Source organism: Bradyrhizobium icense (genome assembly GCF_001693385.1).
In the GTDB taxonomy this organism is placed as follows: domain Bacteria; phylum Pseudomonadota; class Alphaproteobacteria; order Rhizobiales; family Xanthobacteraceae; genus Bradyrhizobium; species Bradyrhizobium icense.
This window is the reverse complement of the sequence record NZ_CP016428.1, coordinates 1,272,168-1,288,134: the sequence shown is the minus strand read 5'-3', so window position 1 is coordinate 1,288,134 and position 15,967 is coordinate 1,272,168. Positions and strand designations below refer to the sequence as shown.

Sequence of the window (15,967 nt, the reverse complement as noted above, 5' to 3'; positions counted from 1 at the left end):
GATGCAGTCCGGCGCGAAATCGCGGACCGGAAGCACTCGTCAAAGCGGTCTGACAGGAATTACCTGAGGATTGAATTTGTCCTGATGACAAACTCAACACGCGGCAGTAGCCTCCTTCAAAATATACAACATACGGGAGGAGTGGCATGCCAGACGCAGCGATCGCAGCACGTTCTTCTGAAACGACAAACAGCGATGCGACCCAACAGGTCGATGTCGCCGTGGTCGGCGCCGGGTTTGCCGGCCTCTATCTCCTGCATCGCTTGCGCAAGGCCGGCTTCACGGTCGTGGTGATCGAGGAGGCCGGCGACGTCGGCGGCACCTGGTACTGGAATCGCTATCCCGGCGCACGCTGTGACATCCAGACCATCGACTACAGCTACACCTTCGATCCCGAGCTGGAGAGCGCGTGGCAATGGTCGGAGAAATACGCAACGCAACCCGAGATCCTGCGCTATCTCGGCTTCGTCGCCGACCGATACGATCTGCGCCGCGACATCCGCTTCGGCACCAAGGTTACGGCAGCAAATTGGGACGAGAGCGCTGAACGCTGGCGGCTCACGACGAGCGATGGCGCTGATGTTTCCTGCCGCTATTACATCATGGCGACCGGCTGCCTCTCCGCGCCCAAGCCGCCAGAAATCGACGGCGTCAAGGATTTCAAGGGCGAGGTCTATTTCACCGGCCGCTGGCCGCATGAAGAGGTCAAGCTCGCCGGCAAGCGCATCGCCGTCATCGGTACGGGATCATCGGGCATTCAGTCGATCCCGCTGCTCGCGGAGCAGGCCGCGCATCTCACCGTGTTCCAGCGCACGCCGAACTTCGCGCTGCCCGCGCACAATGGTCCGGCGCCGGCAGACCGCACAGCGATGCTGCAGGGCGACCGCGCCGCCTATCGCGAGCAGGCGCGCTGGTCGCTCGCGGGCGTCCCATATCCGCAACAGATGGCGGTGAGCTGGCAGTTGAGCGATGCCGAGCGCCGCGAGCGCTTCGAGCAGGCCTGGGCCGCCGGCGATCTCGTCCACATCCTGACCCAGCTCTGGGCCGACCAGGGCGTCGACGTCGACGGCAATGCGCTGCTCGCCGACCTGATCCGCGAGAAGATCCGGAACATCGTGAAAGAGCCGGAGATGGCCGAAGCGTTGACGCCGCACGATCACCCATTCGGCGCCAAGCGGCCCTGTCTCGATACCAACTACTACGCCACCTACAACCGCCCCAACGTCACGCTGGTGAATTTGCGGCAGGAGCCGATCACATCGATCACGGCTTCCGGCATCACGACCGACAAGCGCACGTTCGACGTCGACATGATCGTGTTCGCCACCGGTTTTGACGCCATGACCGGCGCCATCAAGGCGGTTCATCCGATCACTGGCCGCAACGGTAAATCGCTGTCCGACGTCTGGGCCAGCGGCCCGCAGACCTATCTCGGACTCACCGTCTCAGGCTTCCCCAATCTGTTCCTGATCACGGGCCCGGGCAGCCCGTCGGTGCTGTCGAACATGGCGGTCTCGATCGAGCAGCATGTCGACTGGGTGGTCGACCGGCTGGCGGCGCTGCGCGAGGCCGGCTTCACGACCATCGACGCGACCGAGACGGCACAGGCCGGCTGGGCGCAGCACATGGCCGACTGTTCGATGCTGACGCTGCACCGGCTCGCCAACACCTGGTACACGGGCGCCAATGTCCCCGGCAAGGCGCGGGGCGTGATGCCCTATACCGGCGGCGTCGGTCCCTACCGCAGCATCTGCAACGAGGTGGTCGCCCGCGGCATGCTGGGCTTCAAACTGTCGGGCCCGAACATTGCAGAGCAATGCAACGATGGCGAGGTGGTTCGCCTGCAGCCGGACGTGCGGCTGGTGCTTGGCATGCTGGCGGAGATGAATCTGCCGGCGATCGAGTCGCTCGGCGCGCAGGGCGCGCGCGACTTCCTCACCGAGTTCAACAAGGGACGTCCGGCCGGCCGGCCCGTCGGCGAAGTCGGCGACGGCGTGCTGCACGGCGCCGATGGTCTGCTGCAGTATCGCCTGTATCGGCCGGCCACACCAGGGCCGCACCCGATCGCGGTCTATTTCCACGGCGGCGGCTGGGTCTTGGGTGACGAGCAATCCGACGATCCGTTCTGCCGCGACATCTGCCGCCGCAGCGGGATGATCGTCGTCAGCGTCGGTTACCGCCATGCGCCCGAGCATCGCTTCCCGGCGGCGGCCGAGGATGGCTATGCGGCAACGCGCTGGATCGCCGAACATGCCGCCGAACTCGGCGGCAAACCGGGACCGCTGCTGGTGGCGGGCTGGAGCGCCGGCGCCAACATCGCCGCCGTCACCTGCCAGCTCGCGCGTGACCGCGGCGGTCCGCCAATCGCAGGCCAGCTCCTGGTGTGCCCGGTCACCGATTGCCGGTTCGATCGTCCATCCTATTCCGACAATGCGGCAGGTTATTTCCTGACGCGCTCGCTGATGTTCTGGTTCTGGGACATCTATTGCTCACCGGCCGACCGGACGGATCCGCGCGCCTCGCCACTGCGCGGCAGTCTGGCGAACTTGCCGCCGGCGTTCGTCGCGACCTGCGAGTTCGATCCGCTGCGTGACGAGGGTATCGAATATGCCAAGGCGCTTTCTGACGCGGGTGTCCCGGTCGAGCAGCTACAGGCGCGTGGCCACATCCACACGTCGTTGATGATGGTGGATGTGGTCATCACCGGCGTCAGCGGACGTGCAAAGATGGCGGAAGCGCTGCGCAGCTTTGCGGGATTGCCGCGAAAGCTGGAAGAGAGCGAAGGCGCTTCGCCGGTCACGGTCAACGCGGCTGCGGGATAGGCGTGCAGGGCTGCGGCCGCTCGACTTCATTCGAGCGGCCAAAGGATTTGAGCCGCTCACGGTCGGCGTTTGCGCTGCCTTGACGCCTTGTGCCGCTTTGGCGCCGGCTTGGGATGGCAATCGATAACCCATCCTGGTTCGAATTGTCCGCTGTCCCGCCCCATGCCTGAGCATGCCGCATTTCCCGAGAGTCATGCATCAGATTTTCTAAGTCAATCGTTCAGTTTATCTCGGTTGCGCTCGCCTCGCCCGCAGCAATATCTCGCTGGAGGTCGGGAAACGAAGGGAGCCTGCGATGAACGTACTCGACGATTACATGGTCAATCCCCGCCTGTCGCTGTTGGACAAAACACGGATCCAGGCGCAGGTGCTGGTGCCGATGCTGCGGGCGCTGCGCGCGGAACTGGGCCAGGAAAAGGCTGACGCGATTGCGAGACAAGCCTTGCGCGACTGGTCGAAGGCGCTGTTCGCCGCCATAGGCGAGGGCGTCGAGGGCAGCGCGCGGCGTAAATGGGCGACCATGCATACCGCGCTTTCCGAAGTCACCGAGCGGGAGGTAACGGTCGAGATGCGCCGGCACGACGAGGCGGCGCTGGAATTCGACGTCACGCATTGCCGGTTCGCGGAATTCTTCCGCGCGCTGGGCGAGCCGGAGCTCGGCGCGCTGCTGGTCTGCGCCACCGATTTCGATATCGCGGCAGCCGGCGGCAACGAGGTCAGCCTCAGGCGCGACCAGACCCTTATGCAGGGCGCGCCGAGCTGCACGTTCCGCTACGCATTCGCACCGCGATCATGATTTGCGCCACCGTTGACCCCGCAGAAATCTCGTGAAAATCCCCCGTAGTTGCGTAAGATATATCGCAAGAAGCCTTCTCGACCGGGCTCACGAGGGAGAGCGCCGATGGCAGCGACAGCGGAGCAGGTTTTGCCCTGGCTCGGAGAGCGCTCATTCGCCTCCTTAAAGGAAGAGTTCGACCGCAGCGGTTACCTGGTCTTCGAACGTGTTCTGGCGCCCGACCGCGTCGCCGAAATCCGGGCGGCGCTGGCGCCGCATCTGGCGCGCGATCTGTTCGGCCGCAACGATTTCGAAGGCACCAGGACCAACCGGGTGTATGCACTGCTGGCGAAATCGCCTGTCTTCGCCGAGCTCGCGATCCATCCACTCGCGATGGCCTTTGTGGAAGCCGAACTCGGCGAGAGCTGCTTGTTGTCTGCTCTGCTCGCGATCAATCTCCATCCCGGTGAGACCGTCCAGCCCTGGCACTTCGACGACAGCGGCGTGAAGATTCCGCGGCCCCGCCCTGCCCTTGGCATCAGCACGTTCTGGGCGATCGACGATACGACCGAGCAAAATGGCGCCACCGAAATTATTCCCGGAAGCCATCTGTGGGACGGGCAATATATCGACGGCGCGGTGAAACCCGCTCACTTCACCAACGAAGCCGGTCACGAGGAAGGCGACAGGCCTGACGCCGTGAAGCTGATCATGCCGTCCGGATCGCTGGCCATCACCAAGGGAACGCTATGGCACCGTAGCGGCGCCAACCGGTCGGACCGGCCGCGCCTGATCATCACGCCGCAATATTGCGTGGGCTGGGTGCGGCAACTCGAGAACATGGCGCTCGCCGTCCCTGCCGAGGTCGCCAGCAAATTGCCCGAGCGCGCACGTGAGCTGATCGGCTATTCGATCCATCCGCCGTTCATGGGCTATGTCGATGGCGTTCATCCCAGGCGCCTGCTGCGGACGCAGTGACGGGATGCGGGCAAAGGCGAGCGCGACGATCGAACTCGAACTCGAAGGATGGGTTGAGCTCTTGCGAAACCCATCGCCTTTCCAAAGACAATAGGTTTCGCGGAGTCTGCCACCGGGCCGGCCGAAGGCCGGACCCGTTGGCTCAACCCATCCTACGTTGCCTTCACATCTTACTCCGCGGCGGCCGCGGACCTTGCCGCTACCCGTGCGCCCGCATCGAACACGATCCCCTCATACCCCTTATCGGCAACCTCGGTGATGGCAGCAACATATTTCGGCGTGCCACCATTATAGACGAGGTAGCGGGTCTTGCCGTGCTCGTGGCCGGGAATGTTGGAATTGTAGCCGGTGAACCACGACTTGGCTTTGCGCATCAGCATGATGGCGTACATCTTGGTGACGTGCGCGGTCCAGCGCGCCTGCGCTTCCACGGTTGGTTCGGCCCGCGTGTAGCCGCGGTCCCGCATATGGCCCAGCAGGCCCATGCACCAGCCGACGCCGTTCTCGATGCCGCGCGGAAAATTCGTCGAGGCCGAGCCGCTCTGCGGGCCGGTCGGCATCAGCAAGTTCGGAAAACCATGGGCCATCATGCCGAGAAAGGTCGAGGGCCCCTCGCGCCATTCGTCGGCGAGCTTCACTCCGCCCGCGCCGGTGATGTCGATTGCATCGAATGCGCCGGTGATGGCATCGAAGCCGGTGGAGTAGACGATGATATCGAGCTCATAGTCGCGCACGCTGGTGCGCAGGCCCGTTTCGGTGACGCGCAGAATCGGCGTCTCGCTGATATCGACGAGATGCACGTTGTCGCGGTTGTAGGCTTCGAGATAGTTGGTCTCCAGCGGCACCCGCTGCACGCCGAAACCGTGATCCCTGGGGATCAGCTTGTCCGCGGTCAACGGGTCCTTCACCCGCTTTCGGATGCGATCGGCGATATAAGCGGAAAACTCGGCATTGGCCGCCTCGTCGGTAAAAATCTCGCGAAAATTGCTCAGCCAGATGCCGAAGCCGGGCTCGTCATAGAGCTTGTCCCACAGCGCGATCCGCTCCTCTCGGGTGGCTTCATGGAAGCCGCGCCGGTCCGGCTCGTGCTCGAAGCCGCCGGGCGTGCGCCTGCAGGCGGCAAAGATCTCGTCGTAGCGCGAACGGATGTCGGCCATCTCCTCGTCCGAGATCGGGCTGTTGTTGAGCGGCGCGCTCCAGTTCGGACGACGCTGAAACACCGTGAGTTCGTCCACCTTGTCGGCGATCTCGCCGATCACCTGGATCGCGGTGGCGCCGGTGCCGATGATGCCGACCTTCTTGCCGGAGAGTTCAACCGGCTCGTGCGGCCAATAAAAGGTATGAAACGAACGCCCCTTGAAGGTCTCCATGCCCTCCAGCCGCGGCGGAGTCGGTATCGAGAGCAACCCGACCGCCAGAATGAGGAACCGGCAAGTGAGTTCGCGCCCGTCATCGAGTCTCAGCCGCCACAGATGACCGGCCTCCTCGAACGCCGCCGCCTCGACCTTGCGGTTGAACCGCATGTATTTGCGCAAATCGAACTTGTCGGCGACGTAGTTGAGGTAGCGAAGATTCTCCGGCTGGCTCGAAAACCGCTCCTTCCAGTGCCATTCGTCGAGCAGTTCCTTCGAGAAGGAATAGCCGTAGGTGTAGCTCTCGGAATCGAAGCGCGCGCCGGGATAGCGGTTCCAGTACCAGGTTCCGCCGAGATCGGGGGCGGCATCGAGCACGAGCGCATCCACCCCGAGATCGGCCAGCCGCTTGATCTGGTAAATGCCCGACACGCCGGCGCCGACGACAACGACCTCGTAGTGCGACTTGATCTCCCCGGCCATGCGCGCCCCTCCAATTAATTGCTTTGGCGTCGACGGTCTCTCGCGCGGCTTCTACTATGCCGCCTATCGACGTCCTGCACTTGCGTCAGGATGCCGGAGTGTACGGCAAATCAGCCTGAAACATTGTTTGAAAATAGACGCCGCAGGGTCGCACAGGTGGACCGCCTCAAGAGCCGGGAACGCCCTCGATCTGCGCATGCAATTGCGCAACGTAGGGGTCCTCGATCCCCAACGCCTGCAATTGCGTCGCCAGTTGCACGAGGTATTCGAAGTTAGTGCCGAGGACACCCTTCCCGCTTGCGATCATCGCGGCGGTGTCGGCGAGCGGCAGTTCGCCGACATAACTCGGGTGCGAGCGGTTGGAGGTGAAGGCGAGTGCGGTGATTGGTCCCTGCGGCGTCGCCATCGGCACCATCGCCGGCGCATAGCCGCCGCGCAGCATCTCGCGGCGCCACAGGATCGCGGTTTCGGCATGGACGGAATCGGCCGCAATCCGGAACGCCAGCCCGCGGCAACATCCCCATTGCGGCTCCAGCGAGAGCATCAGCGCCGGATAGTCGTGCGATCCCCGCCCCAGATTGATCTTCAGCGTGAAACGCCGCTGATAACCCTCGACGTCGGCGAGCCGGACTTCGGCGAAGTGAAATCCGGGGTCCCACATCAGCGAGCCGTAGGAATAGATCCAGAGGTCATCGCCATCGGGGTGATCGCCGAGCACCGCAAGCCGCGACGTCTCGATCGCTTTGTCCGAGAGCCGCCCGCCTGCCGGCCATCCCGCCGCCCGCGCCCGCTGCTCCCACATCGCAAACATCTCCGGCGTCAGGCGGAGCAGCGATTGCTCTGGCCGGGTCACCCGAGCACGAAGATCCGGCAGGTGAATGAATGCATCCGCGGTCACGTCGGCATGTTCCTTTGCATATCGCCCGATACTCGCCAATGTGCCATTGTTGAAACGCAAGGCCAATTCAAACCACGCGACAATCAGCATGACTTTTGTTCACGTCACGCCCAAGTTTAGTTCACGAATTTCACCATCTTGAGAGCGTGACGCCGCCAGATCGCCCGCACCACTAAAACCACCAGATACGAAAGCCCCCTATGCGCGACCAGTTCTCCAGCACCCAAGTGATACGCAAGCCGGCCGTCACCTCCAAAGGCGGCATCGTCGCCGCGCAATCAAGCAGGGCGGCGCAGGTGGGGGCCGAGGTGCTGGCCGCGGGCGGCGACTGCGTCGACGCTGTCATCGCGACGACGTTTGCGCTCGGCGTTCTGGAACCCTGGATGAGCGGGCTCGGCGGCGGCGGCGCGATGGTGCTGTACCGGGCGCGCGAAGACCGCTATGAGGTGATCGATTACGGCATGCGCGCGCCGGCGAGCCTGCGGGCCGAAGATTATCCGCTGACCGGCGGAGGCGCGGCTTCCGACATCTTCCCCTGGCCGCGGGTAAAGGACGACCGCAACATTCACGGCCCCGGCTCGATCGCCGTCCCCGGCGTGGTCGCCGGCATGGAAGAGGCGCACCGCCGCCACGCCAAGCTGCCGTGGAAGGAATTGCTGGCGCCGAGCACCGCGCTCGCCGGCGAAGGGCTTGCGGTCGACTGGTGGACCACAGTGATGATTTCGAGCGCGGCGGCAGACCTGCGGCGTTACCCCGCGAGCGCCGCCGCCTATCTGCAGGACGGCCTGCCGCCGAACCCGCAATGGGGCATCAGGTCCAATGTCCGCATGCCGCAGGACAGGCTCAAGGCCACGATGGCGCAGCTCGCCAGCGCCGGCCCTCGCGACTTCTACGAAGGCGATCTGGCGCAGAGCCTGGCCGCCGATATCCAGACCGCCGGCGGCGCGCTGTCGGTCGAGGATCTCAAGCCATTTCGTAGCGTTGTGCGCGAGCCGCTGGCGATCCCCTATCGCGGCGGCAGCGTGTTCGCGACGCCCGAGCTCACCGCCGGGCCGACGCTGGCGCGCACGCTTGGTTTGCTGCAGGAAAATCTCGAGCCTGCGCGCGGCGGACCGGACGCGGCGGCCTACATCGCCTATGCATCGGCGCTGCAAAAAGCGTATCGCGAACGCCTCAAGGACATGGGCGATGAAGACGGCAGGCGCGCACTTGGCGCCGAAACGCTGGCGCCGGCCTGCACCACGCATTTCTCGGCCGTCGACCGCGACGGCAACATGGCCGCGGTGACGCAAACCTTGCTGTCCACCTTCGGCTCCAAATTCGTATCAGGCCAGACCGGCATCACCATGAACAACGGCATCATGTGGTTCGACCCGACCCCGGGCACGCCGAATTCGCTGGCGCCGGGAAAACGCTGCCTGACCAACTACACGCCCGTGCTGGCGCAGGCGGCGGACGGCCGCCGCGTTGCAGTCGGCGCCTCGGGCGGCCGGCGCATCCTGCCGGCGGTGAGCCAGCTTCTGTCGTTTGTGATGGACTACGGCATGGATCTCGATGCGGCGATCCACCAGCCGCGCATCGACGCCAGCGAAGGCGCGATCGTGATCGGCGACGTCCGCCTGCCGCAGGCCGCGCGCGAAGCGTTGGGTTCGCGCTTCGATTACGAGGAGGCACGCATCCAGAACCTACCGATGAAGTTCGCCTGCCCCAGCGTGGTGCTGCGCGACGGCGAAACCAACAGCGGCGCCACTGAGCCGTTCCACGCCTGGAGCGAAGCGGTAGCGGAGGGGTGAGGCGGCAAGTCGAGGCAGAAAATTGAACGACCGGCATCGCCTCGTTTACCGCGCGATTTCCGGGGCTGGCTTACGACCTAGATGTCGACGTCAACCCACACCGCGGCGTGATCTGAAGCAGCGTCACGCTTATCCTGCAGTTCCGGATATACGTCCCACTTCTTTGGCCTAACGCCCGGCCACATGCCTTTGCGGATCACACCACCCTTGGTCACCTTCGCCATCAGCGCCGGCGAGAGCAGCAGGTAATCGATCTTGTTTGCCTCGCTGCACGAACCGTAAGTGCCAGGATACCCCCCGTCATCAAACGCTGAATGAGAAAAGGCATCCCTTAGCGTTGAATTCGCAAGCAGCGGCTTAAGAGGATCACTATCGGGAGTGTCGTTCAGGTCTCCGACAACTGCAACATACTGTTCGTCGGCATCTATCAGCCCCTTGTAGATTTCGGCCACACGTTGCGCTTGAACCTTGCGGCGCGCATCCGATTGAGCGGGGGTACCGAAACCCTTGCTCTTGAAGTGATTGACCAGAATGACGAGACGATTGCCCTTCGGAGTTTCCACGACATACTCCGGACAATCCCGCGAGAAGAGATTCTCGCCATTTGGCATCTGGTCGTCAACGTGACTCCGCATTGAGGCGATTGGATATCCCTCGCGACACAACAATCCGACATCGATACCACGCGTATCATTGCCGTCGATCAGCATCACATGGCGGAAGGGCGTACCCTCGACAGCCGGAAGGATGAGCTTGTTGAAATCCCGCAGGGCGGGTCGACTTTCTGCCTCGATGACACCGACGACATCGGCATCTAGCTCAGAAAGTACGCGCGCCGTATTGCGCATCGAATTTTCATCGATCGGCTCCTCTCGCAATTCGAGCGAGCCTACCCAATCGGCGCGCTCATTTGCGATAATCTGAATGCCGCCACCGTTCGGCCTCTTCAGTAAGCCGCCTTTGTTACGTCTGAGAATTACGAACTTTGCCTCATCGCTCCGCTCGAGTCCCAGCTCGATCATCAGGTTCGCCATTTTCGTCCTGGCGGCGGCAGAATAGGTCGTCTCGCCGAGAAGCGCGTTTAGCTTCGCGAATTTTTCGAGGATCGGTTTACCGTCCTGCCAGGTATTCAGGTTCATCGCCCTTGGACGGTCGAAGAGGTTTTCAATGTTATAAGCGGCAATTCTCATCTTGCCCCCATGCAATCATTTTGGGTCAATACTTGTAATTGTCATGCTTATGAAATGCGACCTTGAGACGATACAATCAAGCCGTGTCGTTGTCCAGTGGCGCGTCGAAATGGCAGGGAGGCGTGATTGCGGCATCGCCGTCACATCTTGATCTCTGCGATTCCATCCGGACGCAGAGCACGAAACGCCTGACCGAAGCAAATTTCCTGATGGCCAGCGGCGACAAAAAAAGTGCGGCGACTAGGTGCCGCACTTCTCTATTCTTGACGGCGATCGGCCCACACCCGCCGATGGACGCGCGCCGATCCCTACCGCGTCTGCGGCTCGATCGTCACCGTGCAATCGCCACCTTGCATGGCGACAACGATCTGTCCATCGGACGCACCCAATGCAATCGGGTTCGTCGATCCTCCGCCGCCCGGCGCACGAACGGTGACGCTGATCGAGTCCGGCGGTGCGGTCGAACCAACCGTTGTGGGTGAGACTTCGGTAAGATTGCCCGCGGTATCCCGGCGCATGATACGGCAAGGCGCTCCGCCGGCTTGTGCCATCGCGTCGGTAGCACGGTCGCCGGTCGTCGCTCCGCCTGCGGCGCGAATGCGCGACGCGTCACGCGGGATATGGCTCACGATCCGCTGCGTTCGAGGTTCGACGATCACGATTTCCTCCTCGGTCGTGAAGTAGTCGTAACCGCGGTACTGCGGCTCGATCGAGACGATCGTGGCTGGCAGCCGTTGCACGCGCACATGCCGCGGGAGCCGCTCGCCTACCCGGATCGAGATGTTGAGATTGCGCTGCGGCGGCGCGAGACGCTCGCGGGTCAGCGTCTCGGAGATGCGCACCTGCTTCTCGGTCGAGATCTGCTGGCGGTCTTGCGTCTGGCTGGTCTGGGTCTGCGTGCGCGTGGTTTCAGTCGCGGTCGCCGGCCGGCTCGTCTCCTTGCCCTGCTCAGCCGCATCCTTCGAGGTTCTGTCCCGCTGATCGCGGCTCGGCTCCTTCTGCGTGGTGGTCGTGCCCTCGCGCTCCTTCTGGGATGTCGTTGTTCCGCTCTTGGTCTTCTCGGACTCGGCGGTGCCCTTGGTTCTGTCTTTGGCACTGTCCTTAGCGCTCTCCTTGGCATCGCGGCCGCGATCGGCCTCCCGATCGCCCGGGCGGGCGCCCTTGGTTTGCTCCGTGGCCTTCTTCGCATCATCGCCGCGGCCACGCTTGCTGTCTTCGCTCGCAGCCGTTGGACGCTCGGCCCCAGGTGCAGCCTTGCCCTTCTCGCCCGCCTGCCGGGAACCGGCTCCTCTTTCTTCACGATCCGCTGCGCCTTGAGCCTTCTGCTCCGCACCCTTGGCGCGTTCCTGCGCTCGCTCGGCGCCGCGTTCTTGCGATGCAGCACCCTTGCCACGATCGCTCGGCTGCATCTGCTTCGGTTCCTCACTTCTCCCGCCCGGGGCCTGACCATACGACAGCCCCGGTGCCAGCATCAGGTAAATAACTCCAGTCGATAACAGCAACTGCTTGCGCATCTTGACCTCCTCGAAATGGGCCCTGCGCAAGCGAACGTTCGCCGGGGATGGAAGGTTCCGTCCAAGGCAAGCTGTGATTTCTGTTTAGCCGATCAAAGGTCCGCGGCGCCCCGCGCACACTATAGCCCCAGCGGGGTCGCTTACCCGCGCTTCGCCTCGACCACGCTGATTTCCGAGCCCGGCATCGCAGTGGTCCGCTCCAGCGAGAGACCGGCGGCCTCAAGCAATATCCGATATTCCTGTTCGGTGCGCTCCTGCCCGCCGGGCATCGCCAGCATGTTCATGTCGGCCATGGCTATTCGCTGACAGATCGGCGTCGCGTCCATCCTTTCTGGCATGACGCGCTCGATCAGCAGCACCTTGCTGCTCTGATGCATGGCCTTGCGGCAGTTGCTCAGAATCTTCACACTTTGCGCGTCATCCCAATCGTGGATGACGTATTTCAAAATATAAGCGTCGGCGGCCTCGGGCACCGAGCGGAAGAAATCGCCGGCGATAGCTTCGCATCGCATGCCAACACCGGCGTCGGCGAGGCACCGCGGCGCCTGCGCAATTCCGCTGGGCAAATCGAACACAGCGCCGTGGACGCCTGCGTTGGCGGCGAGAATTGCAGCCATCAAGGCGCCGTTGCCGCCGCCGATATCGACCATGTTTTGGAAACGGGAAAAATCGTACGTCGAAACCAGTAGCTCGGTAAGCCGCCTGGTATTTTCGGCCATCGCCGCATTGAAGATGACAGCCTCGTCCGGGTTGGCGGCCAGATATTCGAACGTCCCGACACCGTAGACGCGGCGCGTGCCGGATTCGCCGGTTCTCACGCTGTGAAGGAGTTCTCCCCAGGATTTCCAGGCACGCTCGCCGCCGCGAACATCAAGGCGACGTTTCGCATCGAACCGGGCACATCCGACCGAAGGTGGCTTCCCGCCGCCGTCAACGCGAAGTGGCCGGACTCCAGTTCTTCGACCAGACCGATGCTGGCCAAGGCGCGCAGCAACCGGCGAAGCGGTGCCGGTGCGGCATTGGTTTCGCGCGCCAAAGTGTCTGCCGTCTTCGCCTCAGTCGCAATCAGGTCGGCGATACCAAGCTCGGCCGCCACATGAACCGCACGCGCTGGCATGTAGCCGGTGATCAGCGGCCACAAGGCTGTCGACGGTGCGACACCTGAGCTGCTTTCCGGTAAGGACATCGCTCGACCTCCTCGATTCGCTTCCGGCAATCGCCACACGATCAGCGGGCGACCTTAGCGCTCGACACGATCTGGCGCACCTTGGTGCGCTGCTCTTCAATGGCGCCGGCGAAGTGCGCAGGCATCAGGATGCGGACCTCGACGCCAGCCGCCCGCAGCCGAGTACTAACTTCAGAATTTCTGCCCACGGCAGCGACGTCGTCGGCAATCTTGTCGCGAACCGCAGCCTGCAAGTTGCGTCCGCCGAAGAAGCCCACGACACCCTCGAAGGTTAGTTCCGGGAATCCAGCTTCTTCCGCGGTCGGCACATCCAGGGCGAGCGGCGAGCGTTGTCGATTGGTGACCATGAGCAGCCTTGCTTTGCCGCTTGCGACCGCCGGCAGCATGAAGGACGGCGTCGTCACCAACACCTGAATGCGATTTTCGGCCAGATCCTGCACTGCCGGCGCGAACTCACGATAAGGCACTTGCGTCAGTGCCAGTCCGTTCTTCTTCTGCAGCGCCAGAAAGATATAGTGCGGCAGACCCGCGGTTGCGGCCCAGTTAAATCGCTCGGGAGAAGCCCGCGCCGCCGTGATGAACGAATCCATCGTCTGCACCCCGCTCGACGTCGACACCGCAATTCCGAAGAAATTGTCGATCGCGGCCGCGATCGGCACCAGATCGCGAACCGGGTCGTATGGCAGTTTGTCGTGGATCAACGGATTGATCGAGATCGGACCTGCGAATGAAAACAGCAACGTATGGTCATCATTGGCATTGACGAAACTTGTGACGCCCACAATGCCGTCTGCCCCGGGACGATTCTCGACGACTACGGGCCGTCCCCACCGTCGAGAAAGCTCCTCGGCGAAGAGGCGCGCCGCCACATCAGTACCGCCACCGGCGGGAAGCGGCAGAATGATTTTGACCGTGCGTTGCGGCCACGTTTCGGCGCGAACGGGCTCCGAGGCGCAGACGATTGCCATCGCAAACAGTGAAGTCAGAACGACGAGCGCTCTACGTAGCATGGCTTGGCCTCCCTTTTGTCTGTGGAGATTTGACCGATCCGCGCTTGCGCCGTCCGCCCCCGGGGCGTGCGTGCACTCGATTGGCTTCCACCACGCGCACCAGCATGTCGAGAAAGAGTTCTTTCTCGCCGGCCTTCAGCGACGTCAGGATTCGATCGTTGGCCTGGCGAACCCGCGGAATACAGAGGCGCCGCAGTTTCCTGCCCTCGGGCGTCATATGGAGTTCGCGAGCCCGGCGATCGGCGCCGTTCACCGTCCGCATCAGAAGGCCGCGCGCTTCAAGCTTGTCGGCGATGAGGCTGACGTTGTTTCGGTCGATTCCCAGCGCTTCTGACAGCGTCTGCTGGCTGATGCCGGGCACGTCATCGACAAATGCCAGCAAGGCAAACTCAAGCTGCACCAGGCCTGCGTCCTCCAGCGCCTCGGCGATCATGCTTTGGCAGATTTGCTGGAGCCGTCGTACCAGCGGCGCCAAAATGCGGCGGAGTGGAACGCCGCCACGCCCAAGGATCAGCGGTGCAGGCTCGTAGTGCGGGTTTTTGGCTGCAGGACGCATGCAGTAGTCCATTATCATCAAATATTTGATGATCATACTTATGACGAAATAGATTGTCAATTGGATTGCTTACGGGCCAGCCGGCTGTTCTCTCTAGCTGTTGATGCGACGAGTCATAGGCCCAGCCGGTCCCGCACCCGCCCGGCCAATACGGCCGCGGTGACGCCGAGCGGCCAGAACGCGTGCATCGCCATCGGCTTGATGCCTGAGATCGGCATATCCATCACGGCATCTCTGCCGCCGACGAGACGGCGTGCCAGTTGCGCGCCCATCGCGGTCGAGAGCGCGACGCCGCGGCCGTTGCAGCCGAGCGAGATCAGAAGATCCTCCGCCGGCTCATGCACATGGGGATAATGATCGGGCGTGATCGCGAGCCGGCTATTCCAGCCATGCGTCCAGGTCACGCCTTTCAGCCGCGGCCACAGCCGTTCGGCATAGCGGATGAGATAGGCGACATCGCTAGGCTTGCTGATCCAGCGCATCGGCCCGCGTCCGCCCATCAGCAAACGATTATGCGCATCGATCCGGTAATACACCGTGATGTGTCCGCTCTCGTACAACACCGAGCGCGTCGGCATGATTTCGCGCGCGACCTCCTCAGATAAAGGCGCGGTGGCGGCAATCGACGAAAACACCGGCACGATGGTGCGGCGGAGCGCCGGCCAAAGATCATCCGTGAATCCGTTGGTTGCCAGCAGCACCTTTTCGGCGCGCACGATCCCGCGCGGCGTCTCAACGCGCCACTGCGCGCCTTCACGCGACAAGGAGAGCGCCGGCGTCTCGCCATGCACGGCTGCGCCGGCCGCGATCGCGGCGCGCGCCAGCCCGCGTGCGTAGCTCAGGGGATGCAGGTCGCCGCCGCGATCGTCCAGCATGGCGCAGAGATAGCGGTCGGTGCCGGTCATCTCCCGCATCTGCTCGCGATTCAGCAGCGTCACCGGCATGCCGCGCCGGATGCATTGCTTTGCCGTGTTCTCGATTGCCGCGGCGCTCGGCTCGTTATAGGCCGCGCGCAGCGTGCCGTTCTGCCGCGCTTCGCAGGCGATCTGGTAGCGGCGGATCAGCTCGAACGTGTAGTTGGTGGTGCCGTAGGAAAACGCGATCATGCGGCCGCCGAGCTCGGCGCCGAAATCGGCCTCGATCTGGTCGGGATCGTGCTTGAGGCCCGGATTGACCTGGCCGCCATTGTTGCCCGATGCGCCCCAGCCCGGCTGTTGCGCTTCCAGCACGATCGCATTCACGCCCCGCTCGGCCAGATGCAATGCGGTGGACAGGCCGGTGAAGCCGCCGCCAATGATCGCGACGGAAACCTTCTTGTCCGCATCGAGCGGCGGCGTCGGTGTTGGCGCGACCGCCGTATCGGCGTAGAGACTTGGCGGCAGCGGCAATGGTGCGGGCGCGTTCATCATC

Annotated in this window: 13 protein-coding genes; 4 read left to right on the top strand and 9 right to left on the bottom strand. The window is 63.3% G+C overall.

The annotated features are described in order from the left end of the window. The first annotated feature begins 146 nt into the window (after positions 1–146). The 3 genes from LMTR13_RS06150 (at position 147) to LMTR13_RS06140 (ending at position 4,575) form a co-directional block, all read left to right on the top strand. On the top strand, positions 147–2,822 hold the full coding sequence (locus tag LMTR13_RS06150) for a flavin-containing monooxygenase (RefSeq protein ID WP_065727105.1): 2,676 nt from the start codon (positions 147–149) through the stop codon (positions 2,820–2,822). Between the two features lie 295 nt (positions 2,823–3,117). Continuing rightward, a complete protein-coding gene (locus LMTR13_RS06145; RefSeq protein ID WP_083218784.1) occupies positions 3,118–3,618 on the top strand; it encodes an L-2-amino-thiazoline-4-carboxylic acid hydrolase in 501 nt (166 codons plus the stop codon). A gap of 105 nt (positions 3,619–3,723) precedes the next feature. Beyond that, positions 3,724–4,575 carry a phytanoyl-CoA dioxygenase family protein gene (locus LMTR13_RS06140; protein ID WP_065727104.1) on the top strand — a complete coding sequence of 284 codons (852 nt, stop codon included), beginning with the start codon at positions 3,724–3,726 and terminating at the stop codon, positions 4,573–4,575. A 170-nt stretch (positions 4,576–4,745) separates the two neighbouring features. Here the strand turns inward: LMTR13_RS06140 and LMTR13_RS06135 are convergent, their stop codons facing one another. Together LMTR13_RS06135 and LMTR13_RS06130 are read right to left on the bottom strand one after the other, a co-directional pair. Further along, entirely contained in the window at positions 4,746–6,410 is a 1,665-nt protein-coding gene (locus LMTR13_RS06135; protein WP_065727103.1) for a flavin-containing monooxygenase, read from the bottom strand. A gap of 166 nt (positions 6,411–6,576) precedes the next feature. Further along, complete coding sequence (locus LMTR13_RS06130) at positions 6,577–7,398, bottom strand: gamma-glutamylcyclotransferase (protein ID WP_210184850.1); 822 nt, start codon at positions 7,396–7,398, stop codon at positions 6,577–6,579. A 110-nt stretch (positions 7,399–7,508) separates the two neighbouring features. Here LMTR13_RS06130 and LMTR13_RS06125 point away from each other — a divergent pair, with 110 nt between their 5' ends. Next, on the top strand, positions 7,509–9,101 hold the full coding sequence (locus tag LMTR13_RS06125) for a gamma-glutamyltransferase family protein (protein WP_065727102.1): 1,593 nt from the start codon (positions 7,509–7,511) through the stop codon (positions 9,099–9,101). Between the two features lie 77 nt (positions 9,102–9,178). Here LMTR13_RS06125 and LMTR13_RS06120 read toward each other — a convergent pair whose 3' ends face one another. From LMTR13_RS06120 to LMTR13_RS06095, 7 genes are all read right to left on the bottom strand, one after another. After that, positions 9,179–10,291 (bottom strand): endonuclease/exonuclease/phosphatase family protein, encoded by a 1,113-nt coding sequence (locus LMTR13_RS06120; protein ID WP_065727101.1) that lies wholly within the window; start codon positions 10,289–10,291, stop codon positions 9,179–9,181. A gap of 308 nt (positions 10,292–10,599) precedes the next feature. Continuing rightward, on the bottom strand, positions 10,600–11,805 hold the full coding sequence (locus tag LMTR13_RS06115) for a DUF1236 domain-containing protein (RefSeq protein WP_065732467.1): 1,206 nt from the start codon (positions 11,803–11,805) through the stop codon (positions 10,600–10,602). A gap of 140 nt (positions 11,806–11,945) precedes the next feature. Further along, on the bottom strand, positions 11,946–12,623 hold the full coding sequence (locus LMTR13_RS38705) for a methyltransferase (protein WP_083218782.1): 678 nt from the start codon (positions 12,621–12,623) through the stop codon (positions 11,946–11,948). Then, entirely contained in the window at positions 12,620–12,946 is a 327-nt protein-coding gene (locus LMTR13_RS38700; protein WP_197521013.1) for a methyltransferase family protein, read from the bottom strand. Before LMTR13_RS38700 ends, LMTR13_RS38705 begins: the two co-directional genes overlap by 4 nt. An 86-nt stretch (positions 12,947–13,032) precedes the next feature. Beyond that, the gene (locus LMTR13_RS06105) at positions 13,033–14,001 is read right to left on the bottom strand and encodes a Bug family tripartite tricarboxylate transporter substrate binding protein (RefSeq protein ID WP_065727100.1); all 969 of its coding nucleotides are present in this window, start codon (positions 13,999–14,001) and stop codon (positions 13,033–13,035) included. Then, positions 13,991–14,593 (bottom strand): MarR family winged helix-turn-helix transcriptional regulator, encoded by a 603-nt coding sequence (locus tag LMTR13_RS06100; RefSeq protein ID WP_065727099.1) that lies wholly within the window; start codon positions 14,591–14,593, stop codon positions 13,991–13,993. The genes LMTR13_RS06105 and LMTR13_RS06100 overlap by 11 nt, the downstream gene beginning before the upstream one ends. Before the next feature lie 77 nt (positions 14,594–14,670). Continuing rightward, positions 14,671–15,963: an NAD(P)/FAD-dependent oxidoreductase gene (locus LMTR13_RS06095; RefSeq protein ID WP_065732466.1), complete on the bottom strand. Its 1,293-nt coding sequence runs from the start codon at positions 15,961–15,963 to the stop codon at positions 14,671–14,673. Positions 15,964–15,967: the final 4 nt, after the last annotated feature.